Genomic DNA, 25,084 nt, shown 5'->3' on the forward strand with positions numbered 1-25,084 from the left:
GTCAACTGACGGCGCTACTGGGACTTTCGGAGGGAATCGAGACCGAATGACGATCCTCGTCACGGGCGTCGCGGGATTCGTCGGGTCTCATGTGGCTGCGGCGTTGCTGGCGCGGGGCGACCGTGTGGTCGGCGTGGACAACGTCAACAGCTATTACAGCGTGGCGTTGAAGGAAGCGCGGCTGGCCCGGCTGAAGCCGTCGCCGAATTTTCACTTCCTCCGCCTCGACCTGGCCGACCGCAATGAGGTGTTCCGCGCCCTGAAGCCGGAATTCGGGGAGGTGACGGAAGTCATCCATCTGGCCGCCCAGGCTGGCGTCCGCCATTCCATGGTCGACCCCTATGCCTATGTCGCCTCCAACGTCATGGGCCATGTGGTGATGCTGGAAGCGGCGCGGCGCATGCCGAAGCTGCGCCACTTGGTCTATGCCTCCTCCTCCTCCGTCTATGGCGGCAATACGCGCCTGCCGTTCCGCGAGACGGATCCAGTGGAGCTTCCCGTCTCCCTCTATGCGGCGACCAAGCGGGCGGATGAGCTGATCGGCCAAGCCTACAGCCACATCTATGGCCTGCCGCAGACCGGGCTGCGCTTCTTCACCGTCTATGGCCCCTGGGGCCGGCCGGACATGGCGTATTACAGCTTCGCCAAGGCGATCTCGGCCGGCAAGCCGATCACGCTGTATGACAAGGGCGAGTTGAAGCGCGACTTCACCTATATCGACGACATTGTGCAGGGTGTGATCGGCTGCCTGCCTCACCCGCCGCCGCCCGGCGACCGCGCCCGCCTGCTGAACATCGGCAACAACCGGTCGGAGCGGGTGATGACCCTGGTGCAGCTGCTGGAGAAGGGGCTCGGCCGCCGCGCCAAGATCATCGATGCGCCGCGTCCGGTGGCGGATGTGGAGGAGACCTTCGCCGACATCTCCGCCATCCAGGAACTGGCCGGCTTCTCCCCGCATATCAGCCTGGCCGAGGGCATCCCGAAATTCGTGACCTGGTTCCGGGAGTGGAACGGGGTTTGAGGCCGGAGGCTCCGACGTCGTCGGCCGATGACGTGGCCCGAGGCGGTTGCGCCGCCCGGCAGCGGCATGACACCTGCCCCCTCGCCCGCTATAGGCAGCCGCGATGACCTGGGTCGATGCCATCATTCTCGTCCTGCTGCTGCTTTCGGCGGGGCTCGCCTATTTCCGGGGGCTGGTGCGGGAGGTGCTGGGCGTCGGCGCCTGGGCCGGCGCCATCATCCTGGCCATTCTGGCGGAGCCGCAGGTAACGCCGCTGGTCGCTGCCCATGTCGATCCGCCCTGGCTTGCCACCGGCATCGCGGTGGGCGGCGTCTTCCTGGTGGTGCTCATTATCCTCAAGCTGCTGATTGCCTGGCTGGCCGGCCATGTGCAGCGCTCGGCCCTGGGTGGCGTGGATCGCGTACTTGGGCTGGTCTTCGGACTCGCGCGGGGTGCTTTCGTGGTCGTGATCGCCTATATCGTGGCCGGACTGGTTTTGCCGGACAGCGATCGCTGGCCGGAACCGGTCCGTCAGGCCCGTTCCCTGCCCCTCGCGGCGCAGGGCGCGGCCTGGGTGGTGGCAAAATTGCCGGACGAATTCCGCCCGCGCCTGCCGGAAGGCACGGGCCGCCAGGAACCCAGCATGGACCAGCTGCTTCGCCCCCCCGCGCGCAGCCGGATCTGAAGGACGCGCATGAACCAGGCCCCGTTTGCCAGCCAGTGGGATATCGGCGACGACGACCATCCGCATGAGGAATGCGGCGTCGTCGGGGTCTGGGGCAGCAGCGATGCCGCCGCGCTGACCGCGCTCGGGCTGCACGCCCTGCAGCATCGAGGGCAGGAGGCGGCGGGCATCGTCTCTCTCGCCGGCCAGGGACAGTTCCACGCCCATAAGGGCCGCGGCCTGGTGGGCGACAATTTCGGCGATGCGGCGGTGATCGCCGGCCTGCCCGGCCATGCCGCGCTGGGCCATAACCGCTACGCCACCACCGGTGAGACGGCGCTGCGCAATGTGCAGCCGCTTTATGCCGATTTCGAATTCGGCGGCCTGGCCGTGGCGCATAATGGCAACCTGACCAATGCGCATGTGCTGAAGCGGGCCCTGGTGCGCCGTGGCTGCCTGTTCCAGTCCACCACGGATTCCGAGGTGTTCATCCACCTCATCGCCATCTCGCTCTACTCGACGGTGATGGACAGGCTGATCGACGCGCTGAAGCAGGTGCAGGGCGCCTATAGCCTGGTCGCCCTGCACAATGGCGCGCTGCTCGGCGCGCGGGACCCGCTGGGCGTGCGGCCGCTGGTCCTGGGCAAGCTGCCCGCGGGCGGCTTCGTGCTGTCCAGCGAGACCTGCGGCCTCGATATCGTCGGCGCCGATTTCGTCCGCGACGTGGAGCCGGGCGAGATCGTGCTGATCGACGATTCCGGCGTGCGCTCCATCCGTCCCTTCGCGCGCCCGGCCAGCTCGCGGTTCTGCATCTTCGAATACATCTACTTCGCCCGGCCGGATTCCATCGTGGAAGGCACGCCGGTCTACGACACGCGCAAGCGCATCGGTGCTGAGCTGGCGCGCGAATCAGGCGTTGAGGCGGATGTCATCGTGCCCGTGCCCGATAGCGGCGTGCCGGCGGCGATGGGCTATGCGGCCGAGGCCGGCATTCCCTTCGAGCTCGGCATCATCCGCAACCATTATGTCGGCCGCACCTTCATCGAGCCGACGGACCAGATCCGTAATCTCGGCGTGAAGCTGAAGCACAGCGCCAATCGGTCGATGATCGAGGGCAAGCGCGTGGTGCTGGTGGACGATTCCATCGTCCGAGGCACCACGAGCCGCAAGATCGTGGAAATGGTGCGCCAGGCTGGGGCGACGGAGGTGCATATGCGCATCTCCTCTCCTCCGACCACGCATTCCTGCTTCTACGGCATCGACACGCCGGAACGCTCCAAGCTGCTGGCCGCCAATCACGACGTGGAGGAGATGGCCCGCATCATCGGCGCCGACAGCCTCGCCTTCATCTCGTTGGATGGGCTGTACCGCGCTTTGGGGCGGGAGGGGCGCGACCCCAAGGCGCCGGCCTATTGCGACGCCTGCTTCACCGGCGACTACGCCATCGCGCTGCTCGACCAGCAGGACAATTCGGAACGCCCGCTGCCGCTGCTGCAGGTCGCCAACCGCTAGATCAAACCTTCGGTCATCACGCTTATCGCGCCAGGAAGTCGCGCAGCGGGACCAGAGTGTCCCGCGGCGCTTCCTCCTGCGGCACATGGCCGATGCCGGGCAGCGTCACCAGCCGCGCATCCCGCAGGGCCGCCAGGTAGTCCTGCGCATTGGCCAGCGGGATCATCCCATCCCGCTCACCCCAGAGCAGCAGCGTCGGCGCCGTGATCCGGCCGAGCAACGGCACGGGGTCGGGCAGCACATGCCCCGCCATGCGGTCCAGCACCGCCTGGCGCACGCCGGGTGCCAGCATCAGATCGTAGCTGCGCTGTTCCACCTCCGCGGTCAGCCGGGCGGGGTCGGCATAGGCGGCGGCCAGGCTGCCGCGCAGCATCCCGCGCGGCAGCGTATAGGGCAGCACCCGCATCAACAGCGGCACCGAGGCCCGCTTGCCATAGTCCGAACCCGGCGAGGCAAAACCATCCGGTGAGACCAGCACCAGCTTCGCCACCCGGTCCGGATGGGCGGCAGCAAAGCCCCAGGCGATCCGCCCGCCCATGGAACTGCCGATCAGCGTCGCGCGCGGCAGGCCGAGCCGGTCGAGCAGCGCCAGCAGCACGGCATGGGCGCGGGCATCACTGTAGTCGCCGCCGGCATCGGCGCCGGTCAGGCCGAAGCCGGGCAGGTCGATGCGGATTACGCGGTAATCGGCCTCCAGCCCCGCCGCCCAATCCTCCCATGTGTGCAGGCTGGCGCCGAAGCCGTGCAGCATCAGAAGGGCCGGCGCGTCGCGTGGACCGGTGTCGCGCAGATGCAGGCGCAGCCCGGCGATATCGAGGAAGGTCGAGGGTGGCGTGGCATAGGCCGCCTCGAGTGCCGCGCGCGGCCGGTCGGGCGTGTAGAGCCAGGCGCCGGCGCCCAGGATCACCACGAGGACCAAGCCGGCGAGGATCATCATGGCACGCCTCATCCCCATACTCTCCAAGGCCCGGTATCGGCGCCCTTGTTGAAGCCGATATGCGCCGCCGGCGCCACTTCGCACCCGTATGGATTGACGCGCGACGCGGGGACGGGGAGGAGATGGCCAGCAACGCCATGCCATCCCAGCATCAGGACATCGCCGTGAGCCTTCCCCTCGAAAACCGTGTTGCCCTGGTCACCGGCGCCTCCCGCGGCATCGGCGCCGCGCTGGCGGTGGAACTGGCGCGGATGGGCGCGCAACTCGTCCTCATCGCCCGCACCCAAGGCGGGCTGGAGGAGACGGATGACGCGGTCCGCGTCGTCTCCGGCCGCGGCGCCACGCTGCTGCCGCTCGATCTGCACAAGGATGCCGAGAAGCAGCTCGACCTGATCGGGCCTTCGATCATGGAGCGCTTCGGGCGGCTGGATATCCTGGTGCACAATGCGGGCGTGCTGAACAAGCTGACCCCGGTGGCGCATATCGACCCGAAGGACTGGGCGCAGACGGTGGGGGTGAACCTGACCGCCGCCTGGCGCCTGATCCGCAGCTGCGACCCGCCGCTGCGCGCCTCCGATGCCGGCCGCGCCGTTTTCGTCACCACCGGCCGGGTGCTGCGGCCCAAGGCCTATTGGGGGATGTACGGCGCGACCAAGGCGGGCATGGAACATCTGGTGCAGAGCTGGGCGCAGGAAGTGGCCAATACGCCGCTGCGGGTGAACCTCTTCGACCCGGACATCGTCGCCACCAAGCTGCGCGCCCAGGCCATGCCGGGCGAGGACGCGTCCCAACTGACCCAGCCGGCGGAGGTGGCGCCGGCGCTGGCCACGCTTTGCCTGCCGAGCGAGACGCGGCACGGCGAGAGGGTGCTTTTCGCACCCTCGCAGCCGACCCATTGATCGCCGGATGACGGCCCTCCTCCCGCGCCGCAGCCTGGTCGCCGCCGCGCTGGCCCTGCCGGGGCTGGCGCGGGCGAGCGAACCGCTGGAGATTCTGACCTCCGACATCCGGCCGTTGTCATTCCCAGGCCCTGATCGGCACGGCATCACCCTCGACATCCTGGCGGAAGCGATCACCGCCATCGGCCGCACGCCGCGCTTCACCTTCCTCAGCTTCGGGGAGGCGGTGGACCGCACCCGGAGCACCCCCGGCACGCTGCTCTGCCCGATCGGCCGCACCCCGGCGCGGGAGGCGCAGTTTCGCTGGGTGGCGCAGGTGGTGGAGGTGCCGCAGGCCATGGGCACCCTGGCCGACCAGCCCGCGGTGGATCTGGTGGGCGCCCGCGCTTTGTCCCGCATCGGCGTGGTGCGCAACGGGTTGCAGGAGGTGTTCCTGCGCCAAAACGGCTTCGACAACCTGATGGTGCTGGAGACGGGGCGGGAGCTGGCGCTGGCGCTGGCGGAGGGCCGGATCGCGGCCTGGTACGCGACGGAGCCGGAGATCATCCAGCAATTCGCCGCCATCGGCCGCCCCGGCGGTGTCCGCACCGGACCGGCGTTGCAGATCATCTCCGCCTGGCTCGCCGCCCATCCGGACCCGCGCGACCTGCCCATCGCAGAATTGCAGGCGGCGATGGCGCGGCTGGAGCGGGACGGGACGGCCGCAAGGATCTACCGGAGCTACACCACCGGCTGACCGGCATAATGACAAAATCTGTCTATTGTCATTCGTCATATCCTGCCCTATCTGCCCGTCACACCCAGTGACGGAGCGACCCCCCATGGACTATCGCAACCTCGGCCCCAACGGCCCCCGCATCTCCGCCCTTGGCCTTGGCTGCATGGGCATGTCCGACTTCTATGGCCCGGCCGATGAGGCCACCTCCATCGCCACCATTCATGCGGCGCAGGAGGCCGGGATCACCTGGCTCGACACCGGCGATTTCTACGGCATGGGCCATAATGAGATGCTGCTGCGGGAGGCGCTGAAGGGCGGCCGCCGTGACCGCGCCTTCATCGCGGTGAAGTTCGGCGCCCAGCGCGACCCCTCCGGCGCCTTCATCGGCTTCGACACGCGCCCGAACGCCGTGAAGACCGCGCTGGCCTATACGCTGAAGCGCCTCGGCACCGACCATATCGACCTGTACCAGCCCGCCCGCCTCGACCCGGCCGTGCCGATCGAGGAGACGGTGGGCGCGATCGCGGAGCTGGTGGCCGCCGGCTATGTCCGCCACATCGGCCTGTCCGAAATGGGCGCCGCCACCATTCGCCGCGCCCATGCCACCCACCCCATCGCGGCGCTGCAGATCGAATATTCGCTGATGTCGCGCGGGCCGGAGGCGGAGATCATGCCGGTGCTGGCCGAGCTCGGTATCGCCCTGAACCCCTATGGCGTGCTGTCCCGCGGCCTGCTCGGCGGCACGCTGCCCGGCGGCCGCGGCGATTTCCGCAGCCATTCGCCACGGTTCCAGGGCGAGAATTTCGTCCGCAACCAGGCGCTGGCCGCGGCGCTCGCGGCCTTCGCGGCGGAACGCGGGGCGACGCCGGCACAACTGGCCATCGCCTGGGTGCTGGCGCAGGGGCCGCATGTCATCCCCCTCGTCGGCGCCCGCACCCCGGCGCGCCTGGCCGAGGCGCTCGGCGCGCTGGCGCTGCGGCTGACGCCCGCGGACCTCGCGGCGCTGGAGGCGGCGGTGCCGGCCAGCGCCGTCGCCGGCACCCGCTACGACCCGCATCAGATGGCCATGCTGGACAGCGAGCGTCCTACCGCCTGAAAAGGACGCGATGACCGACTCCACCACCTCCCTCGACCCCTCCGCCCTTCGCATGCTCGATGCGGCGGAGGCGCTGATCCGCCGGCATGGCCCGGCCAAGGCGACGGTGGTGGATGTCGCCCGCGCGCTGGGGATGAGCCATGGCAATGTCTACCGCCACTTCCCCAGCAAGGCCGCGCTGCGGGAGGCGGTGGTGGCGCGCTGGCTGCATGCGGTGGTGGTGCCGCTGGAGCCGATCGTCGCCAGCCCCGACCCGGCCCCCGATCGCCTGGCCCGCTACATCCGCACCCTGGCCGGGCTGAAGCGCCAGAAAGTGCTGGGCGATCCGGAGCTGTTCGCCGCCTACCACCTTCTGGCCGAGGAACATCGGGAGGCGGTGGCCGCCCATGTCGCGACGCTGCGCGGCCATGTCGCGACTATCCTGCGCCAGGGCAATGCGGCGGGGGATTGGCGGGTGGAGGACCCCGAGGCCACGGCCGTGCTGCTGCTGGAGGCCACCATGCGCTTCCACCACCCGCATCATGTCCGGGACCAGGCCGCCGATGAAACCGCGCCCGCGCGGCTCGACGCCGTGCTGGACCTGCTGGTGAAGGGCCTCGGCACGGCCCGCTGAAGGCCGGCCAGCAGGCCCGCCTTCAGCGTCGGTGGCACCATCAGGTGCCGATGATGCCGCCGTCGTTCTTGGTGATGACCAGCGTCGCGGAGAGCGGGACGCCGCCCGTCAGGAAGCTGGTGTTCGGCTTGCCCGCCGCCCAATCCGCCGCGCTGGTGGTGGCGCCGGGGTGCTGGAGGTTGACGAACATGGTGCGCCGGTCCGGGGTGGTGACCACGCCGGTCACTTCCTGGCCGTTCGGACCGGTCAGGAAGCGCCGTGTCTCGCCGGTGATCGGATTGGCGCAGAGCATGGCGTTGTTGCCGAAGGGGGCCAGGGCGCCCTTGAGCTGCTCATTCTCGCCGATGTCGGTCTGGATCCACAGCCGGCCATCGGCGTCGAACCACAGGCCGTCCGGGCAGGCCAGGATGTTGTCGGCGCTGACGGTGGCATCGCTGGCAAGGCGGCTGTTGCCCTCCGGACCGGCGATCAGGAACAGGTCCCAGGCGAAACGGGTCGCGGCGTGGTCATCGCCGGCTTCCCGCCAGCGGATGATCTGGCCGAACTCGTTGCGCGCGCGCGGATTGGCGGGGTCCAGCTGGGCCGCGGTGCGGCGGCTGTTGTTGGTCAGCGTGAAATAGACCCGACCGTCGCGCGGATCTATCGCACCCCATTCCGGGCGATCCATCTTGGTGGCGCCCAGCGCATCCGCGGCGAGGCGCGTATTCACCAAGACCTCGCCCTGGTCGGCGAAGCCGTTGGCGGCGGTCAGCGGCCCCTGGCCATGCACCAGCGGCAGCCATTCGCCGCTGCCATCGGCATTGAACCTGGCGACATACAGCGTGCCTTCGTCGAGCAGCGCGCCATTCGCGGTGGCGCGCTGGAAGGGGCGGGCCGAGACGAACTTGTAGATGTATTCGAAGATCGAATCGTCGCCGGAATAGGCTACCACGGGGCTGCCCTCGCGGGTCGGCCCGAAGACCATGCCCTCATGCGCGAAGCGGCCGAGCGCGGTGCGCTTCACCGGCCGCGCCGCAGGGTTGAAGGGGTCGATCTCGACGATCCAGCCGAAGCCATTGGCCTCGTTGCGATAGTCCTGCGTGGCGTCGGCGCCGGTGGCGGAGACGTTGAAGCGGATGAATTCATCGGCGCCGCCCGCCGCCTGGTCCCAGTTGTAGCGGCCGGCATCGGTCGGCACGCCGTAGCGAGCCTGTTCGCGCGGCAGGCGCGGCTGGCCGTCCTGCCGGTCGAGGTTGCGGAAATAGCCCGACCAGTTCTCCTCGCAGGTCAGGTAGGTGTTCCAGGGCGTATAGCCATGCGCGCAATTGCTCATCGTGCCGCGCACCGCGGTGCCGTCCGGGCTGTATTTGGTGCGGACCAGTGCGTGGCCGCGCACCGGGCCGGCGATGTCCATCGGCGTGCCGGCGGTAATGCGGCGGTTGCGCGGGTCGGCCACCACGGCCCATTTGCCATCGGCCTGGCGGGCGATGCGGACCACGCCGACGCCGTGCGCGGCGATTTCCTTGCGCACCTCCTCGGCATCCCGCACGCCGTCCACCAGCGGCATGCGGCCGCTGCCCATGGAGAGGCCGACGGCGCGCGCATGCATGAAGCGCGGCTCGATGTATTCGTGGTTCAGCACCAGGAAGCCATCCGTGCTGCTGCCTTGGTTCGGCTCGCGGCCCTCGATGGGGAAGAAATGCATGCCGTCATGATGCGCGCCGATGGCGGCGTCCTGTTCGGCGGCCGTCATCTCCGCCACCGTCTTGCCGGCCGGCTGGCCGTTCAGCGGCGTGCCCTGCGGGATGATGACCTGAACCGAATAGCCCTCCGGCACCACCACCGTGTCGTTCGGGCTGATCGGCACCGGCTTGAAGCCGATGACCGGGCCCTGCGCGCCGGCCGCGGCCGGGGTGGCGCCCTGGGCGCTGGCGGTGCGGCTCTCCGCGCCGATGAAGCCGGCGATGGCGGCGCCGAGGCCGCCCATCAGCATGCCTCGGCGGCCCAGCCGCGCCTCGACGATCTCGGCGAAGCGCGGATTGGAGGAATAGTTGGAGGGAACCTCGTCGCCCGCCTCGATGTCGTAGGGCAGGTGGGGATTGGTGTCGGGCATGCTGCGGCGTCCCTGGCTGGTGGCTCGGCGAGGGCGTTCTACCGGCGTCGCGCGAAAGCCCGGCGGCAGGCCTGTTGCAGCGATATGACAGTTGACCGCCCGGGTCCTGCGCGCCGGCGGGGAGCCAACCGCGGGCTGCCGCGTTGAGAGCATGAACCAGCGGGCAAAGGCTCCCTGGCGGCGCCCGTCACCCGGCGCGATGCGGCCCTTGAGGCCCAGGAGATGTCATGCTGCTTCCCACCAATGCCTATGTCGCCGTCGCCGACGGCGAGAAGCTGAACCTGTTCAAGAACACCGGCCCTGCCGGCACGCTTGAGCTCACCGCAATGCAGTCGCCGGATGTGGACAGCGACAACAAGGGCTCCGGCGGCCGCCATTCCAGCAGCTCCGCCAACCCCTCCGACAGCCAGCAGGATGAGGACGGTTTTGCCGCCGGCGTCGCCGACATGCTGAACAAGCAGGTCATGGCGGGCCATGTGGAGGGCCTGGTCATCATCGCCGCGCCGCGGACGCTGGGCGAGCTGCGCAAGCACTACCACAAGACCCTGTCGGCCAAGCTTCTGGGCGAGATCCCGAAGGATCTAACGGGCCATTCCCTGAAGGATATCGAGGCCGCGATCACCGCGGCCTGAGCAGGGTCAGGCGGCCTCCACCGCCAACGTATCCGGCGCCGCCAGTTCGGCGGCCGCCAGATGCGCGTTGGGGTCATGGTCGCGCAGCAGCCGGCGGAGCGTCTGGCGCATGACCAGGCTGGGACGGTCGAGGATCATGTGCGCCTCCGCCTTCGGGTCCAGCGGGAAGTCGGCGGGGCAGGATTCCAGCAGCCGCCGGTCCTCGCTGCCCACCCGGCGATCGAAGGCGGCGATATTGGCACCGGGCGCCTCGGCTTCCGTGTCGCTGCGATAGACGAACTGGATGCGGCGGCACTTATGGTCATCGATGGGCGTGGCGAAGCCGCAGATCGCGTGGATCAGGCCGTTTGGATAGGTGAAATGCAGGGTGAAGGCACCCGGCATCAGCCATTTGATATCCACGGTCCGCACCGTCTCCTCCTCCGCGATGCGGAGGTTGCGCTGCTGGTCACTGCGATTTGCCACCGGCAATAGGCAGCGGAAATTCACCCCGTTCGCCATGGGCACCAGGGTCAGCCGCGGCATGGTGGGCTTGCTGTCATCGCCGATGGTGGCGCGATGGACGAAGGCGACATGGCCGACATCCAGCGCGTTCTCGGCGACGCGCAGGAAATTGGCGTCCCAGTCTTCGGCGTATTCGAAGATCTGGCGAAAGCCGGGATCCTCCGCATGCGGCAGCTCCGGAATCGGCAGCAGCGGGTTCTCATCCAGGCAGACCCAGGCGAAGCCGTAGCGGGCAACGCAGGCATAGGCCTTGGCCGCGCTGCGTGCCCCCGCCCGCAATTCCGGCATCTGCGGAACGAACAGGCAGGTGCCGCTGCTGCCGAACTGCCAGCCGTGATAGCCGCAGGCCAGCGCCCCGTTCACCACCTGGCTGTCGACCGAGAGCTTGGCGGAGCGGTGCGGGCAGCGATCGGCGAGGCAGGCCGGCGCGCCCTCGGCATCCAGCCACAGCACGATATCCTCCCCAAGCAGCCGGAAGGCGCGCGGCCCTTCGGCAAGCTCGGTCAATTGGAAGATGGGGTACCAGAAGCGGCGGAAGACGGGGTGCTGCGTGGCGAGCATGCGTACCTCTCCGGCGGGGACCGCCAAAGAGGCAAGCATGCCCCGTGCCAGAGGCTACTCTTCTTCCCCATAGGGGTTTTCGGTCCCCCGCAGATGCAGCCGGATCGGCACGCCCGGCATGTCGAACTTTTCCCGGAAGCTGTTCACGAGGTAGCGGCGATAGTCTTCCGGTAGCTGCTCGGCCCGGGTGCCGAAGACGGTGATGGTGGGCGGGCGGGCCTTCGGCATGGTGGCGTAGCGCAGCTTGATGCGCTTGCCCTCGACCAGCGGCGGCTGGTGGCGTTCCTTCATCGTCTCGAACCAGCGGTTCAGCTCGCCGGTCGGCACGCGGCGGTTCCACAGGTCATAGACCGTGCGCACCGTCGGCATCAGCTTTTCGAGGCCCCGCCCATTGGCGGCGGAAATCGGCACCACCGAGATGCCCTTCATCTGCGCGAAGCTGCTGAGCAGCGTGTCCTCGAGCTTGCGCCGGGTCGCCGTGCGGTCTTCCACCGCATCCCACTTGTTGAAGGCGATCACCAAGGCGCGGCCCTCGCGCTCCGCCAGCCGGCCGATGCGCAGGTCCTGCTCATCCATGCCTTGCAGGGCATCGACGACCAGGATCACCACCTCCGCCTCCTTCAGCGCGGCGATGCTGGCCTCCGTCGACATTTTTTCGAGCAGCTTCTCGATCCGGGCCTTCTTGCGCAGGCCGGCGGTGTCCACCAGGCGGATCGGCCCCTCGGCATCGCGGAAATCGACGGCGATGGCATCGCGGGTCAACCCGGGCTCCGGCCCGGTGATCATGCGTTCCTCGCCCACCAGGGCGTTCAGCAGGGTGGATTTTCCCGCGTTGGGGCGCCCGAGGATGGCCAGCCGCAGCGGCCGCTCCCGGTCCTCCTTGCCCCGCCGCGGCTCCGCCTGCAGCCGGTCCCGCACCTCGTCGTGCAGATTCCCAAAACCGTCGCCATGCTCGGCGGAGACGGCGATCGGGTCGCCGAGGCCGAGTTCATAGGCCTCCATGGCGGATTGCATGCCGAGCCGACCCTCAGCCTTGTTCGCCACCAGCAGGACCGGGCAAGGCGCCTTGCGCAGCCAGCTCGCAAAAGCGCGGTCGGCGGCGGTCAGGCCGGTGCGGACATCGACCACGAACAGCACGAGATCCGCCTGGCGCAGCGCGCCCTCGCTGCTCGCGGTCATGCGGCCGGCCAACGTGTCCGGCGCCGCTTCCTCCAGCCCCGCCGTGTCGATCAGCATGACGGGCACGCCGCCGATCTCGGCTTCCACCTGCTTGCGGTCGCGGGTGACGCCGGGGGTGTCGTCCACCAGCGCGATCTTCCGCCCGGCCAGGCGGTTGAACAGCGAGGATTTGCCCACATTGGGCCGGCCGAGAATGGCAACGGTCTGCATGGTATTCCAAAGGTCCCGGCCGCGCGGTGCGCACGGCCAAGGCCCTCATAGCACCAAGCGCGCCCGATGGGGCGCGCTTGCCGCGAATAGCCGAATCCTGGCGCGGCCTAGCGCAGCGCCATCAGCGTCCCGTCATCGCCCAGAAGCACCATCGTGCCCTGCGCCAGCGCCGCCGGCAGGGTCACGCCGGAGGATAGCGGCACGCGGCCGGCGATGCTGCCATCGGCAGGCGCCAGAAGCAGCAGCTCGCCGCGGCTGGAGGGGATCATCACGAAGCCGCCGGCCAGGATCGGCGGGCCGAAGCGCGCCGCGTCGCGGCGGCGGCCGCCTTCCGGGGTGGGGTCCAGCTCGGCCACCCAGCGGATGCGCCCATCTTCCCGCCCCACCGCCACCGCATCGCCGCCGCGGGTGACGGAGAACACGTAGTCGCCGGCGGAAGCGACGCCGGTGCCGCCGCCAAAGGTGCGTTCCCACAGCCGCCGGCCGCTGCGCAGATCCACCGCGATGGTGGTATTGCCCAGGCCCGCCGCCAGCACCCGGCCACGATCGATCACCGGCAGGCCGGTGATGCCGACGATATCGGCCAGGCTGGTGGCGCCGGTGGTGCCCAGGCCCTCCGACCACAGCACGCGGCCATCCGTGACGCGGGCGGCCACCATCTCGCCGGTGCCGAAGCCGGCCACCACGGATTCACCCTCCACGGCCGGGGCGGGCAGGCCGAGCGGCAGGGTGGTCTGCGCGCCGCCACGATGCGTCCACAGCCGGCGCCCATCCTCGATGGACAGGGCGATCAGGTGGTTTTCCAGCGTGGTGACGAAAATCCGCCCGCCCGCCACGGTGGGGGCGCCGCGGGTGGGGGATGGTGTGCGGACGCGCCAGCGTATCGCGCCATCCAGCGGCGACAGGGCCAGAACCTCCGCCATGCCGGTCGCGACATACAACACGTCATCGGCGAAGGCGGCGCCACCGCCAACCGTGCCGGCGCTCTCATCCTCCGGCGTCGTCTCCACCCGCCAGCGGCGGGCGCCATCGGCCAGGGCGAAGGCCGAAACCTGGCCGGAGGCATCGACGGCATAGACCGTGTCGCCGGCGATCACCGGCCCGGCGGTGATCTGCGACCGGTAGCCGGAGCCACCGCCGATCGAGGCGCGCCAGGCCTGGCGCGGCTCCGCGGTGAAGGCCGCATGGCCGGGCGCGTGGCTCGGCGGGCCGCCGGCCTGCGGCCAGTCGGTGATGGCCGTGGGTGGTGGCAGGCTGACCGCACCGGTGGCGCCGGTATCGGCGGCCAAAGGCGGGTCGGCGCTCAGCACGCTGCGGCGCTCCCCGGGCAGGGGCGTTTTGCGGCTGCCCCAGATGTTGTCGAGGCTGGAACAGCCGGAGAGCAGGGCGACGGCGCCGAGCAGTCCGGCACGGCGGGAGAGGGTCTTATGCATCATGAACCGAGCCCCGCGGCGAGGCGCTGCGCGCGTTCGCGCAGCCCCGGTGTGGCGGCCGTGTCGGCGGCCAGGGCCTGCAATTGCTGCCGTGCCGTGGCGGTGTCGCCGCGGCGGATGGCGACCAGGGCGGACAATTCCCGCGCCGGGGCCTGCCAGGCATTGCCGGTCTGGGTCAACGGCGCGATGCGGCTGGCGAGCTGGGCGGGGTCGCCGCTGTCCAGCGCATGGCCGACATAAAGAAGGCTGGCGAGGTCGCGGTACAGCGACTCGGCCGTATTGTCCTGCGCCACCTGGTCCCAGAGGGCCAAGGCGGCGTCCCGGTCCCCGGTTTCCGCCTTCAGCGCCGCGGCGCGCAGCCGCGCCAGGGTGCGGTAGCCGGCGGGGGCTTCCCGCGACAGGGCGGCGAAGCCATCGGCCACGGCGGGAAGGTCCGCGCCCTGGGCCTCGGCGTTGCGGTGCAGGGTCAGGAAGGTATTGGCGGCGGTGGCGGCCTGGCCGGCCTGCTGCCAGCGCCAGGCCTGGTACCCGCCGGCGGCGGCCATCACCACGAGGACCACGCCGAGCGCCAGCCCACCCCACCGCATCGCCAGGCGGCGGGCACGGTCGGCGCGGAGGTCCTCTTCGATCTCATCGAAGATATCGGGCACGGGCTATCCTTCGATCCGCCAGGGGCGCGGACCATAGCCGCGCGGTGAGGCCACGTTAAGCCCGAGCGGGTAGCTTCCCGTCATGCCCCGACCCGATCGCCGCACTTTCCCGCCATCCCGCCGCCGGAATACGCGCCGGGCGATCCTTCTGCTGGCACTGCCGGCGCTGGCCGGCTGCCAGATCGGGCCGATGCTGGCGGCCACCTCCGGCCCTGTGCTGGTGGCCAGCGGCGCCGGCCTGGTGCTGACCGGGCGGACGCCGATCGACCATGTGGCGAGCCTGGCGACCGGGCGGGACTGTTCCCTGGTGCGGGTGGAGCGGCGGGAGAGCTGGTGTGCGCCGCCGGACCCCGTGCCGGTGGCACAGCCCTTCTGCACGAGGTCCCTCGGTGCGGTGGATTGCTGGACGGCGCCCCCCACCGGCGCCGCGCGCCCTGTGGCGGACCCGCCACAACCTTCAAGGTCGGCGGACCCGCTACTGTCCTCAAGGGTGGCGGAACCGCCGCAGCGTTGAGGGCGCGGGATCAGGCCAGCGGGCCGCGCCAGAGCTGGCCACCCGGCTGACCGGCATGGGTGGGGCGGGCGAGGTTCAGCACCGCCGGTCGGTCTGCCACCAGTGTCCAGCCGGTGCCGGCCAAAGCCTTGATGAGGCTGGATTCATCGGCCCTGTTCAGCGGGCAAACAACAAGCCAGCGTACCCGTTCGGTCACCAGGGCCAGGATCCGGCCCAGAATATGGGAGACCATCCGGGCGTCGCTGAGGCGCAGCAGGTCCCAGACCTGCTCCCGCCCAATCACGTCCTGCGCCAGGGCGCCGCGCGGCGGCAGCTTGGCCGGGTCGGCGACCACGGCGGCCTGCAACAGCCGCGTGTCGCCATCCGCCAGCCCCTCCGCTTCCAGCGCGGCCAGCAGGGCACCGAAGCGGCCGGGATGGGCTTCCACCGCATGCAGCGCCGGTGCCAGACCCTTCCGCCGTGCCGCCAGAGCGCCGGCCAGCGGCACGTCGGGCGCATCGATGCCGAGGAACAGGGCGCGCCAATGGTCCTGCGCCGTGTCCAGGCTTCGCGCCAGGGCCAGCCATTCCAGGCCTGCCGGCGCGGCCTCGGGCGGCATCGGCCGGTCCTGCACCGCCTGATAGGCGGCGGCGATGGCCGTTATCTCTTCCTGCTCCGGCGGGGCCGGCGTGCTGGCCATCGGTGATTCGACGGGCGCCGCAGGCGTTTCGGCCGGCTCGGGTTCCGGTGCTGGCGGCGGCGGGCTCACCGGGGCGGCAGGGGCGACCTTGCCGAGCGGCGGCTTGGCGGTCCCGGGTTGCTGGACCGGCGGCAAGGCGGGGCTGGCGGCGACGCCCAGCGCGGCCAGCAAAGGGCTGGCCCAGATCTGGATAGGGTCGGAGGGCGGCGGCGCGGGGGCGAGTAAGGCGAGCAGGCCGGTGGGGGCCGGTGGCTCGGGTGCCGCCGGCGGGGCCAGCGATGCCAGGGTGGAGGCAGGCGGCGCGCTGGGGGGCGGTGGCGCCATCAGCATCTCCCGCAACAGGGGCGCTTCCCCCGCCGGAAGCTGCGAGGCAGTCACCGCCTGAGCGGGCGCGAGCGACGCCCGAAGCGTTGCCGCCCAGCCAGCCATGGCCGAATCCACCATGGGCCTGTCCTGTTCCGCCATCATAACCTCCGCATCCCGCCCCACGGCTCTACCAGCCGCGCGAGGGCGTCTCAACCGGCGATGAGGAGGAGGAGGCCCAGGCCCCGTGCGGTCTGCCCCTTCAGGCTTAGCGTAGCGGCCGCCGGCCACCGCCGAGGTAGCGTCGTTCCGGGCGATAGGTCAGCCAGCGGCGCAGGTTGTGTAGGAAGTCCCGCCACGGGCGGCGGGCGCGGAACGCCCACGGGACTGACCAGGGCAATGTCGGGGTGGCGAAGCTGTCTGTGGGCATGGCGAGGGCTCCCGGTTTCGGGTGCGCCGTCCTGGCGATGCGGTCTTCACGACGATCTATGCCGTGTACGTGACAATTGCATGATCGTGCTTAACAGCGGGTTGTGATCGCTGGCCTTTGGCTTGGCCGCCCGGCGCCGCTATGGTGACCGTCGCAAAAACTGTCCGAAGGCGGCCCGAAGCTTGTTGCGACGTATGTTCCTGTCCCGCAAATCCCGCCCGGCGCCCATGCGTCGCGACACCTATTGCTTCCTTGGCAACCGCGCCGTTGCGATGACGAGGTCGGGGTTGAAGATCTTCCTGGATGTTCGGGATGTCGGCATGACGCCGCATATCGCGCTGTCCGGGGAGTGGGAGCGCCAGGTGGAGGCGCTGCTGCGCCAGCTGCTGAAGCCTGGCGACCGGGTGGTCGAGGTCGGCGCCAGCATGGGCTACCACACCCTGGCGATGGCCCAGGCGGTGGGCGCCACCGGCCATGTGCATTCCTTCGAGGCCAATCCCCGCGTGCTCGCGCTGTTGAAGGACAGCGTCATGGTGAATGGCTTCGGCGACCGGGTCACGGTGCATGAGGCCGCCGCCCTGGCGGAGCCGGGCCGCATCGCCTTCGCCGTGCATCCCGCCCAGATCGGCAGCGGCCATGTGGCGCGTTCGAGCAGCCTGGAGGACTATCCGGAGCGTTTCGAGGCACGCGGCGTGCGCATCGACGACGTGCTGCACGACCTGCCGGAGGCGCGTCTGATGCGCCTGGACTGCGAGGGCAGCGAGCCGCAGGCGCTGCGCGGGGCGGAGGCGCTGATCCGCCGGTCCCCGAACCTCATCATGGTGACCGAATGGGACCCCCATATGATGGGCACGACGGAGGATGCGGCCGCCTTCGAGGCCTGGCTGCGCGGGCTCGGGCTGGTGCATGTGCAGATGATCACCGTCGACGGCCTGCGGCCGATGGCGGAGGGCAGCCTCTCCGCGCTGAGCCATGCCGATCTGGTGCTGTCCCGCCGCCCGCTGACGTGACAAGCGGGGCTCCCCGCCCCGTCCGGGGCAGGGAGGCCGGCGAGGTCAGCCGTCCAGGCGGATCCCCAGCTCCCGGATCAGCGGCCGCCACACCGCATTCTCCCGCTCCACGAAGGCGGTGAACTGGGCGGGGGTCCAGGGCTGGTATTCGATGCCGAGGTCGGCGAGCCGCTTGGCGATGTCATCCGAGGTCATGGCCCGCACCATCTCCTCCGCCAGCCGGGCGACGACCGGGGCGGGGGTGCCGGCGGGCACGCTCATGCCCTGCCAGCCATAGGCGGTGGTGTCGGCGAAGCCCAGCTCCACCAGGGTCGGCACCTGCGGGAACAGCGCGCTGCGCGCCTCGCTCATCACACACAGCGCGCGGACGCGGCCATCGCGGATGAAGGGGGTGCCGGTGGCGGTGTCGATCACCACCAGATCGACACTGCCGCCCAGAAGGTCCTGCATTGCCGCCGGCCCGCCCCGATAGGGCACATGTTCCGCCGCCAGCCCGGTGCGGCGCTTCACCAGTTCCATCGCCAGGTGGTGCGGGGAGGCGACGGCCGGCGTGCCGTAGGTCGGCGCGCGGGTCTTCGACGCCGCGACCAGTCCGGCAAAGTCCTGGATCGGATCATTCGCCCGCACAACGATGTAGAGCGGGAAGCGCCCGATGAAGCCGACGCCGGTGAAATCCCGGTCCGGATTGTAGGGCAGACGCGAATAGAGCGCCTGATTATAGACCAGGATGCCGTTATCGACATGCATCCAGGTATAGCCATCGGCCGGGCTTCGGGCGACGATCTCACTGGCCAGCACGGCGCCACCGCCGGGGCGGTTCTCCACCAGCACATTCTGGCCAAGGCGGGGCGTCATCTGCGCGGCGATCAGCCGGGCGAAGGCATCGGATGCCCCGCCGGGCGGATAGCCGACGATCCAGCGCAGGGGGCGCTCGGGCCAGGCGGCCTGCGCTTGCGCGCCCGATGCGGTGGCCAGACCCGCCATGCCCAAACCGGCCAGAACCTCGCGACGCCCGAACATGCCCAAGCCCTCCTTCACAGGGTTGCATTGTGCGGGCTGGCGTGGCGCGCGCAACAGCAACCATGGGCGGGCGGGGCAGCGGCAACAAGAATTCGCTGTCCGATTGGGCGATCCGCGCCGTCAAAAGCGGCAGGGGGAGGCTGCCATGCGCCCCACGCGCGACCAATACGCCGAAGATCGTCTTGATCCCGCCACATAAGGGACTGACATTTCCAAGATGCGCGCGATGGTCGGTATCTCCTGCTGTGTAAAAGCCTTTGGCCTGTTCGGCACGCCGAACCATGCCGCCTCGGACAGCTATGTGCGGGTGTCGCTGGGGCCGATTGGCGCCGTGCCCGTGCTGCTGCCCGCGGCCGGGGAGGCGCTGGTGCCGGATATCCTGCCGCGGCTGGATGGGCTGATGCTGACCGGCAGCCGGTCCAACGTGCACCCCACCTATTATGACGGTCCCGCCCATGCCGAGGGCACGCCGGAGGACCCGCAGCGGGATTCCACCACCCTGCCACTGATCCGCGCCGCCATCGCCGCGGGGCTGCCGGTGCTGGCGATCTGCCGGGGATTCCAGGAGCTGAATGTGGCGCTCGGCGGGTCGCTGGACCAGCGGATCCAGGACCTGCCGGGTCGGATCGACCATTCCACCCCGTCCGACCAGCAATTGCCCGGTGTGCGCACCGGCAAGGCCCATGCGGTGCGCATCGCCGCCGATGGCCAGCTCGCCCGCATCTGGGCCGCCGCCGGGCTGCGCGTGCGGCCGGAGGCGGTGCCGGTAAACTCCCTGCACAACCAGGGCATCTGCCGCCTGGCGCCGCGCCTGGTGGCGGAGGCCTGGGCGCCGGATGGCACGGTGGAGGCGGTGCGGGCCGCCGATGCGCCGGGCTTCTGCATGGGCGTGCAGTGGCATCCGGAATATGACTGGGAACAGGATGCGCGATCCCGCGTGATCTTTGAGGCTTTTGGCGCGGCCACCGCCGACTGGGCGGCGGGCAAGCGCCTGGTCGTCGCAGCGCAGCGCGCGGCTTGAGCTTGGCGCGGCGCGCGGCTTGAGCCCCGGTGTCGCCGCATGTTCTTTGCATGCGGGGGGCGGGACGCGCTAAGATGCGCGGGCCGGCCGACTATCGCCGGCGGACGAGGCCCGGTTCCCCTGCCGGCTCGCCCGACCATTCCGATCGGAAGTAATCCGCGTTGGCGCCCGGTCACCCCCCTGACCGGGCGCTTCGCGTTTGGAGGCCCGGAGGCAACGGATGGATGAGCAAAAGCTGGCGGCGTTGAAGGCGCGTTTCGCCACGGGGGCGGAGAGCGAGGACCCGCTGTTCCGCCGCATCATCGAGACCCAGTTCCAGGGCGACCGCCGGGCCTGGCCTTTTGCGGGATTGGCCACCCTCTGTGGCGCCCCCTTCCAGGCCGACCCTTTTGCCAATCCGCCCGAGATCGGACTGGTCGGCGTGCCGATGGACCTCGGCGTGACCAACCGGGCCGGCGCGAGGCTCGGCCCGCGCGCGATCCGGGGGGTGGAGCGCGTCGGCCCCTATGAGCCGGCCTTGCACATGGCGCCGCTGAGCGAGGCGCGGGTGGCGGATATCGGCGACGTGCCCATGGCCTCCCGCTTTTCCCTCGAATCCTGCCATGCCGACATCGAAAACCACTTCGGCGCGCTGCGGGCGGCGGGCATCCGCACCGTGGCGGCGGGCGGCGACCATTCGATCAGCCTGCCGATCCTCAAGGCCCTGGGGGCGGGGCGGCCGCTGGGGATGGTGCATATCGACGCCCATGCCGATACCGGCGGCGAATATGAGGGCAGCCGCTTCCACCATGGCGGCCCCTTCCGCCAGGCTGTGCTGGAAGGCGTGCTGGACCCGGAACGCACCATCCAGATCGGCATCCGCGGTGGCGCCGGCTATCTGTGGGAGTTTTCGACCGCCAGCGGCATGACCCTGATTCAGATGCATGAATTCGCCGAGATGGGCGTATCGGCGGTGCTGGAGCTGGCCCGGAAGGTGGCGACCGGGCCGATCTACGTCTCCTTCGACGTGGATGCGGTGGACCCCGGCTTCGCATCTGGCACCGGCACGCCGGAGGTGGGCGGGCTGACCCCCTTGCAGGTGATGCAACTGCTGCGGGGCCTGGCGGGGCTGGATGTGGTGGGGGGCGATGTGGTGGAGGTGGCGCCGCAATACGATGCCGGCACCGCCACGGCCCAGATCGGCGCCCAGGCGATGTTCCAGATTTTGTGTCTGCTGGTCCGGGCGCCATCCTTCCGTCGATAAAATGGGCGGAAGTCCGGCCCTTCAAAGCCTGATTCCAGCCTGTTAGACTGGCACCCCGCGCGGGGCGGGTAGGGGTCGGCCTGTCGCCGCCAGATTTCGGGAATTCAGGTCATGAAGTTCACGGTGGACCGGGCGGTGCTCCTCAAGGCGCTCGCACATGTGCAGAGCGTGGTGGAGCGGCGGAATACGATCCCGATCCTCGCCAATGTGCTGCTGGAGGCCCGCGAGGGCGGGCTGCGGCTGACCGCGACGGATATGGAGATCGCGGTGGTGGAGGATGTGCCCGGCGTGACCGTGGCGCGCGCCGGCCGCACCACGGCCCCGGCGGCCACCCTGTTCGAACTGGTGCGCAAGCTGCCGGACAGCGCGAAGCTGGAGCTGGACCATCCGGGCGGCGACGCGCAGATGACGCTGCGCGCTGGCCGCTTCGACGCCAAGCTGTCGGTCCTGCCGGTGGAGGATTTCCCCTCCATGACCGAGGGCAAGCTGCCGCACCGCTTCTCCCTGCCCGCCGGCCAGCTGCGGGAGCTGATCGACCGCACGAAGTTCGCGATCTCCACCGAGGAGACGCGCTACTATCTGAACGGCATCTATATCCACGCCACCGAGAGCGGCGGCGCCCAAGTGCTGCGCGCCGTGGCGACGGATGGCCACCGCCTGGCCCGCGTCGAGGAATCCCTGCCCGATGGGGCGGCCGGCATGCCGGGCGTGATCGTGCCGCGCAAGACGGTGAACGAGTTGCGCAAGCTGGCCGAGGAAGTGACGGATGAGATCGCCGTCGCCCTGTCCGATACCAAGATCCGCTTCACCCTGGGCGCGGTGCAGCTGACCTCCAAGCTGATCGACGGCACTTTCCCCGAATATGAACGGGTGATTCCACGCGGCAACGACAAGGTTCTGCGGGTCCAGAAGAAGGATTTCGCGGAGGCCGTGGGGCGCGTGGCGGGCATCAGCAGCGAGCGGTCGCGGCCTGTGAAGCTCTCCATCGACCGCAACCACCTGCTGCTCTCTGCCGCCAGCGCCGAGCTGGGCCAGGCGCAGGAGGAGCTGGATGGCGATGTGGTGAGCTACGAAAGCGGCCCGCTCGAGATCGGCTTCCAGGCGCGCTACCTGAACGATATCACCGACCAGATCGCCGATACGGTGGAATTCCGCTTCTCCGACGGTTCCGCGCCGACCATCGTGACGGACAGTGCGAAGCCGGAAGCGCTGTACGTGCTGATGCCGATGCGGGTCTGACGCGGCTTGCGGTTGGGGCCGTCCGGACCATTTCCGGACGGTCATGACCCATATGCCGCCACCTGCCTTCAACGCCGACCTGCCCGACTGGCTGCTCGGCGAATTGCGGTCCGACCATGCCGGGGAAACCGGCGCCGTGATGATCTATCGCGGCATTCTGGCATTCGCCCGCGACCCCGAGATCCGGGATTTCGCGCAGCGGCATGGCGCCACCGAACAGGGACATCTCGACCTGCTGGAAGGGCTGCTGCCGCCGCGCCAGCGCAGCGTGCTGCTGCCGATCTGGCGCGTGGCGGGCTGGCTGACCGGGGCGCTGCCCGCGCTGGCCGGCAACCGCGCCATCTACGCCACCATCGATGCGGTCGAGACTTTTGTCGATCACCACTACCAGGCGCAGATCGACCGGCTGGATGCCGAAGCCATCCACCCCGACATCCGCGCGATGCTGGCGCATTGCCAGGCCGAGGAAGTGCACCACCGGGACGAGGCGCGGGAGGCCGCGGATGCGCCACCCGGCGCCTTGCTGCGCGGTTGGGCCTGGCTGGTGGGAAGCGGCTCCGCCGCCGCCGTCCATGCGGCGCGACGGATTTAGCGCCCTGCCCCACCCCTGACGCCGCGGGGCAAGCGGCGTAAAGACGCGGCATGGAGCTTTCAGCGGATATCCTGGTCGCCGGCGGCGGCATGGCCGGCACCATGGCGGCGATCGCGGCGGCACGCGCCGGCGCCGATGTGCTGCTGGTGGAGCGCTTCGGCTTTTTGGGCGGCGCCGCGACGGCCGCGGCGGTGGGCCAGTTCGTGGGTTGGGAAACCGCCGCGGGGCGCCGCGTGGTGGCCGGGCTGGCGGAGGAGGTGGTGGCGCGGCTTCAGGCGCTCGGCGCCAGCGACGGCCATTCGTACTTCACCATGTCCACCGGCCACCGCATGGACCGCGTCTGCTACGACCCGGAACTGCTGAAGCCGGTGCTGGACGCCATGGCGGCAGAAGCCGGCGTGCGGCTGCTGTTCCACACCGCCATTTTGGGCGCCGAACGCCAGGGCCGCGCCATCGCCTCGGTCGATCTGCTGACCAAGGCGGGGGTGTGCAGGGTGACGCCGCGCCTGGTCATCGACGCCAGCGGCGACCTCGACCTGCTGGCGCGGGCCGGCGCGGATTTTCTGGCGCTGCAGCCGGGCCAGGTGATGCAGCCCGCCACGGCCATGTTCCGATTTGGCCCCATCGACCTGCCGGCCTTCGACGCCATTGCGCCCAAGGACCTCGCCGCGCTGGCGCAGCAGGGCGTGGCGGAGGGAAGGCTGGCGCGCGCCGCGCTGCATGCCAGCCGCATCGAGGGCACCGCCGACGCCTGGTTCAATATCGGCCGCCTCGCCTTCGATGCGACGGACCCGCTGGCGCTCTCGGCCGCGGAGGTGGAGGGCCGGCGCCAGTCGTTGGCGGCCGCCGGCTTCCTGCGCGACCTGGTGCCGGGCTGCGCGGCGGGGCGCATCCAGGCCTTCGCGCCGCAGGTGGGCGTGCGCGAAAGTCGCCGCATCCACGGCCTGCATGTGCTGGAGGAGGCGGAGCTGCGCGAAGGGAAGGCCTTCGCCGACCGCATCGCCTGGGGCGCCTATCCGATGGACATCCACCCGGCCAAGGGCGCCGGGCTGCATTTCGAGGGATTCGGGGCCGACCACGCCTATGCGATTCCCCTGCGCGCGCTGCTGCCGCGCGGCTTCGACAATGTGCTGGTAGCCGGGCGCGGCATCTCGGCCAGCCACAAGGCGCATGCGGCGATCCGGGTGATGCCGATCGTCATGGCGATCGGTCAGGCGGCCGGAATCGCCGCCGCCATGGCGGCACGCGGCAATGCCGCGCCGGCCGAGATTGACGTGCCCGCCTTGCAGGACGCGCTGCGCCAGGCCAGCGCGCATCTGCCGTGACGGGTTTAGGGTTGGGGAAAGGAAACGACATGATGGACAAGAAGCTGATCACGCGCCGGCTGGCACTGGCGGCGGGCGGCGCGCTGCTGGCAGGTGGCGCCGCGGCCCAGGCCAACAGCTGGCCGACACGGCCGGTCCGCATCATCGTGCCCTTCGCCGCCGGTGGCCCGGCTGATGCGCTGGCCCGCATGCTGGCCGAGATTTTTGCGCCCCAGCTCGGCCAGCCCGTGGTGGTGGAGAACCGCGCCGGCGCGGGCGGCATTTTGGGCACTCAGGCGGCGGCGCAGGCGAATGACGGGCATACGCTGCTCTTCGGCAGCGTCAGCATGACCATCGTGCCGCACCTCCAGCCGCAGCCGCTGGCCTATGACGTGGTGCGCGATTTCGCGCCGATAGGGCTGGTGGCCTCGACCCCCTTCGTGCTGGTGGTGCCCGCGGCCTCCCCGCTGCGCAGCGTGGCGGATGTGGTGGCGGAGGCGCGCAAGGGCGGGATGGCGGCGGCGAATAGCGGCCATGGCACCATCTCCCACCTCACCGCCGAACTTTTGGGCGAGGCGGCGGGGGTGCGGATCGAGCCGGTGGTCTATCGCGGGGAGGGCGTGCTGATGCCGGACCTGCTGAACGGCGCGGTGCCGATGGGTTTCCTGACGCTCTCCACCGTGCTGCCGCAGATCCAGGCGGGGCGGCTGCGCGCGCTGGCCATTGCGGGCGCCACGCGGCTGGCGGTGCTGCCGGATGTGCCGAGCCTCGCCGAACAGGGTTTTGCCGGAATCGAGGCGGATGGCTGGCAGGCGCTGTTCGCGCCTCGCTCGGTGCCGGAGGCGGGGGTGGACCGCCTGGTGCCGCTTCTGCGCGATGCCATGGCGAGCCCCGCGCTGCGCGAGCGTATTGTGGGCTTCGGTGCCATTCCTGGCACGCGGGATCGCGCCGCCTTCGCCGAGATGTTCCCGCAGGAATATCAGCGCTGGGGCGCGGTGGTTCGGGCGCGCGGCATCCAGGCGCAGTAGG

Annotated in this window: 24 protein-coding genes; 16 read left to right on the top strand and 8 right to left on the bottom strand. The window is 70.1% G+C overall.

The annotated features are described in order from the left end of the window. Positions 1-46: 46 nt before the first annotated feature. The 3 genes from ACVFYP_RS12755 (at position 47) to purF (ending at position 3,176) form a co-directional block, all read left to right on the top strand. Positions 47-1,021, top strand: coding sequence for an NAD-dependent epimerase/dehydratase family protein (locus ACVFYP_RS12755; RefSeq protein ID WP_499200565.1), 975 nt, complete (start codon positions 47-49; stop codon positions 1,019-1,021). A 103-nt stretch (positions 1,022-1,124) separates the two neighbouring features. Next, positions 1,125-1,685, top strand: a complete 561-nt coding sequence (locus ACVFYP_RS12760) for a CvpA family protein (protein ID WP_499200566.1) — start codon at positions 1,125-1,127, stop codon at positions 1,683-1,685. A gap of 9 nt (positions 1,686-1,694) precedes the next feature. Further along, positions 1,695-3,176 (top strand): amidophosphoribosyltransferase, encoded by a 1,482-nt coding sequence (gene purF / locus ACVFYP_RS12765; protein WP_499200567.1) that lies wholly within the window; start codon positions 1,695-1,697, stop codon positions 3,174-3,176. 22 nt (positions 3,177-3,198) lie between these two features. Here purF and ACVFYP_RS12770 read toward each other — a convergent pair whose 3' ends face one another. Next, positions 3,199-4,113, bottom strand: coding sequence for an alpha/beta fold hydrolase (locus ACVFYP_RS12770; protein WP_499200568.1), 915 nt, complete (start codon positions 4,111-4,113; stop codon positions 3,199-3,201). A 164-nt stretch (positions 4,114-4,277) separates the two neighbouring features. On the opposite strand from ACVFYP_RS12770, the gene ACVFYP_RS12775 reads away from it, so the two are divergent. The 4 genes from ACVFYP_RS12775 to ACVFYP_RS12790 all read left to right on the top strand — a co-directional run bounded on the left by ACVFYP_RS12775 (position 4,278) and on the right by ACVFYP_RS12790 (position 7,439). After that, positions 4,278-5,012: an SDR family NAD(P)-dependent oxidoreductase gene (locus ACVFYP_RS12775; RefSeq protein WP_499200569.1), complete on the top strand. Its 735-nt coding sequence runs from the start codon at positions 4,278-4,280 to the stop codon at positions 5,010-5,012. 7 nt (positions 5,013-5,019) lie between these two features. Further along, on the top strand, positions 5,020-5,748 hold the full coding sequence (locus ACVFYP_RS12780) for a substrate-binding periplasmic protein (RefSeq protein WP_499200570.1): 729 nt from the start codon (positions 5,020-5,022) through the stop codon (positions 5,746-5,748). Positions 5,749-5,833: 85 nt separating this feature from the next. After that, positions 5,834-6,826 (top strand): aldo/keto reductase, encoded by a 993-nt coding sequence (locus tag ACVFYP_RS12785; RefSeq protein WP_499200571.1) that lies wholly within the window; start codon positions 5,834-5,836, stop codon positions 6,824-6,826. A gap of 10 nt (positions 6,827-6,836) precedes the next feature. Further along, on the top strand, positions 6,837-7,439 hold the full coding sequence (locus ACVFYP_RS12790) for a TetR/AcrR family transcriptional regulator (RefSeq protein ID WP_499200572.1): 603 nt from the start codon (positions 6,837-6,839) through the stop codon (positions 7,437-7,439). A 40-nt stretch (positions 7,440-7,479) separates the two neighbouring features. Here the strand turns inward: ACVFYP_RS12790 and ACVFYP_RS12795 are convergent, their stop codons facing one another. Then, positions 7,480-9,531 carry a PhoX family protein gene (locus ACVFYP_RS12795; protein WP_499200573.1) on the bottom strand — a complete coding sequence of 684 codons (2,052 nt, stop codon included), beginning with the start codon at positions 9,529-9,531 and terminating at the stop codon, positions 7,480-7,482. A 227-nt stretch (positions 9,532-9,758) separates the two neighbouring features. Here ACVFYP_RS12795 and ACVFYP_RS12800 point away from each other — a divergent pair, with 227 nt between their 5' ends. Further along, entirely contained in the window at positions 9,759-10,163 is a 405-nt protein-coding gene (locus tag ACVFYP_RS12800; protein ID WP_499200574.1) for a host attachment family protein, read from the top strand. A gap of 6 nt (positions 10,164-10,169) precedes the next feature. Here ACVFYP_RS12800 and ACVFYP_RS12805 read toward each other — a convergent pair whose 3' ends face one another. The 4 genes from ACVFYP_RS12805 to ACVFYP_RS12820 all read right to left on the bottom strand — a co-directional run bounded on the left by ACVFYP_RS12805 (position 10,170) and on the right by ACVFYP_RS12820 (position 14,700). After that, positions 10,170-11,228, bottom strand: a complete 1,059-nt coding sequence (locus tag ACVFYP_RS12805) for a Rieske 2Fe-2S domain-containing protein (RefSeq protein WP_499200575.1) — start codon at positions 11,226-11,228, stop codon at positions 10,170-10,172. 54 nt (positions 11,229-11,282) lie between these two features. Further along, a complete protein-coding gene (gene der, locus ACVFYP_RS12810; RefSeq protein ID WP_499200576.1) occupies positions 11,283-12,617 on the bottom strand; it encodes a ribosome biogenesis GTPase Der in 1,335 nt (444 codons plus the stop codon). A 107-nt stretch (positions 12,618-12,724) separates the two neighbouring features. Continuing rightward, on the bottom strand, positions 12,725-14,053 hold the full coding sequence (locus tag ACVFYP_RS12815) for an outer membrane protein assembly factor BamB family protein (RefSeq protein WP_499200577.1): 1,329 nt from the start codon (positions 14,051-14,053) through the stop codon (positions 12,725-12,727). Beyond that, positions 14,050-14,700, bottom strand: coding sequence for a tetratricopeptide repeat protein (locus tag ACVFYP_RS12820; protein ID WP_499200578.1), 651 nt, complete (start codon positions 14,698-14,700; stop codon positions 14,050-14,052). The genes ACVFYP_RS12815 and ACVFYP_RS12820 overlap by 4 nt, the downstream gene beginning before the upstream one ends. Positions 14,701-14,782: 82 nt before the next feature. Between ACVFYP_RS12820 and ACVFYP_RS12825 the strand changes: the two genes are divergently transcribed. Then, positions 14,783-15,214, top strand: coding sequence for a hypothetical protein (locus ACVFYP_RS12825; protein WP_499200579.1), 432 nt, complete (start codon positions 14,783-14,785; stop codon positions 15,212-15,214). 10 nt (positions 15,215-15,224) lie between these two features. Here the strand turns inward: ACVFYP_RS12825 and ACVFYP_RS12830 are convergent, their stop codons facing one another. Then, entirely contained in the window at positions 15,225-16,337 is a 1,113-nt protein-coding gene (locus ACVFYP_RS12830) for a hypothetical protein (RefSeq protein WP_499200580.1), read from the bottom strand. Between the two features lie 471 nt (positions 16,338-16,808). Here ACVFYP_RS12830 and ACVFYP_RS12835 point away from each other — a divergent pair, with 471 nt between their 5' ends. After that, positions 16,809-17,636: an FkbM family methyltransferase gene (locus ACVFYP_RS12835; protein WP_499200581.1), complete on the top strand. Its 828-nt coding sequence runs from the start codon at positions 16,809-16,811 to the stop codon at positions 17,634-17,636. Between the two features lie 45 nt (positions 17,637-17,681). Here ACVFYP_RS12835 and ACVFYP_RS12840 read toward each other — a convergent pair whose 3' ends face one another. Next, positions 17,682-18,656, bottom strand: a complete 975-nt coding sequence (locus ACVFYP_RS12840) for a Bug family tripartite tricarboxylate transporter substrate binding protein (RefSeq protein WP_499200582.1) — start codon at positions 18,654-18,656, stop codon at positions 17,682-17,684. A gap of 217 nt (positions 18,657-18,873) precedes the next feature. On the opposite strand from ACVFYP_RS12840, the gene ACVFYP_RS12845 reads away from it, so the two are divergent. From ACVFYP_RS12845 to ACVFYP_RS12870, 6 genes are all read left to right on the top strand, one after another. After that, entirely contained in the window at positions 18,874-19,677 is an 804-nt protein-coding gene (locus tag ACVFYP_RS12845; RefSeq protein WP_499200583.1) for a gamma-glutamyl-gamma-aminobutyrate hydrolase family protein, read from the top strand. A gap of 220 nt (positions 19,678-19,897) precedes the next feature. After that, positions 19,898-20,920, top strand: coding sequence for an agmatinase (gene speB, locus ACVFYP_RS12850; RefSeq protein WP_499200584.1), 1,023 nt, complete (start codon positions 19,898-19,900; stop codon positions 20,918-20,920). Positions 20,921-21,031: 111 nt separating this feature from the next. Further along, positions 21,032-22,159 (top strand): DNA polymerase III subunit beta, encoded by a 1,128-nt coding sequence (gene dnaN / locus ACVFYP_RS12855; protein ID WP_499200585.1) that lies wholly within the window; start codon positions 21,032-21,034, stop codon positions 22,157-22,159. A gap of 43 nt (positions 22,160-22,202) precedes the next feature. Next, complete coding sequence (locus ACVFYP_RS12860) at positions 22,203-22,751, top strand: demethoxyubiquinone hydroxylase family protein (RefSeq protein ID WP_499200586.1); 549 nt, start codon at positions 22,203-22,205, stop codon at positions 22,749-22,751. Positions 22,752-22,801: 50 nt separating this feature from the next. Beyond that, entirely contained in the window at positions 22,802-24,076 is a 1,275-nt protein-coding gene (locus tag ACVFYP_RS12865; RefSeq protein WP_499200587.1) for an FAD-dependent oxidoreductase, read from the top strand. 32 nt (positions 24,077-24,108) lie between these two features. Continuing rightward, positions 24,109-25,083, top strand: coding sequence for a Bug family tripartite tricarboxylate transporter substrate binding protein (locus tag ACVFYP_RS12870; RefSeq protein WP_499200588.1), 975 nt, complete (start codon positions 24,109-24,111; stop codon positions 25,081-25,083). Position 25,084: the final 1 nt, after the last annotated feature.

The sequence above is a fragment of the Roseomonas sp. F4 genome (assembly GCF_053891155.1).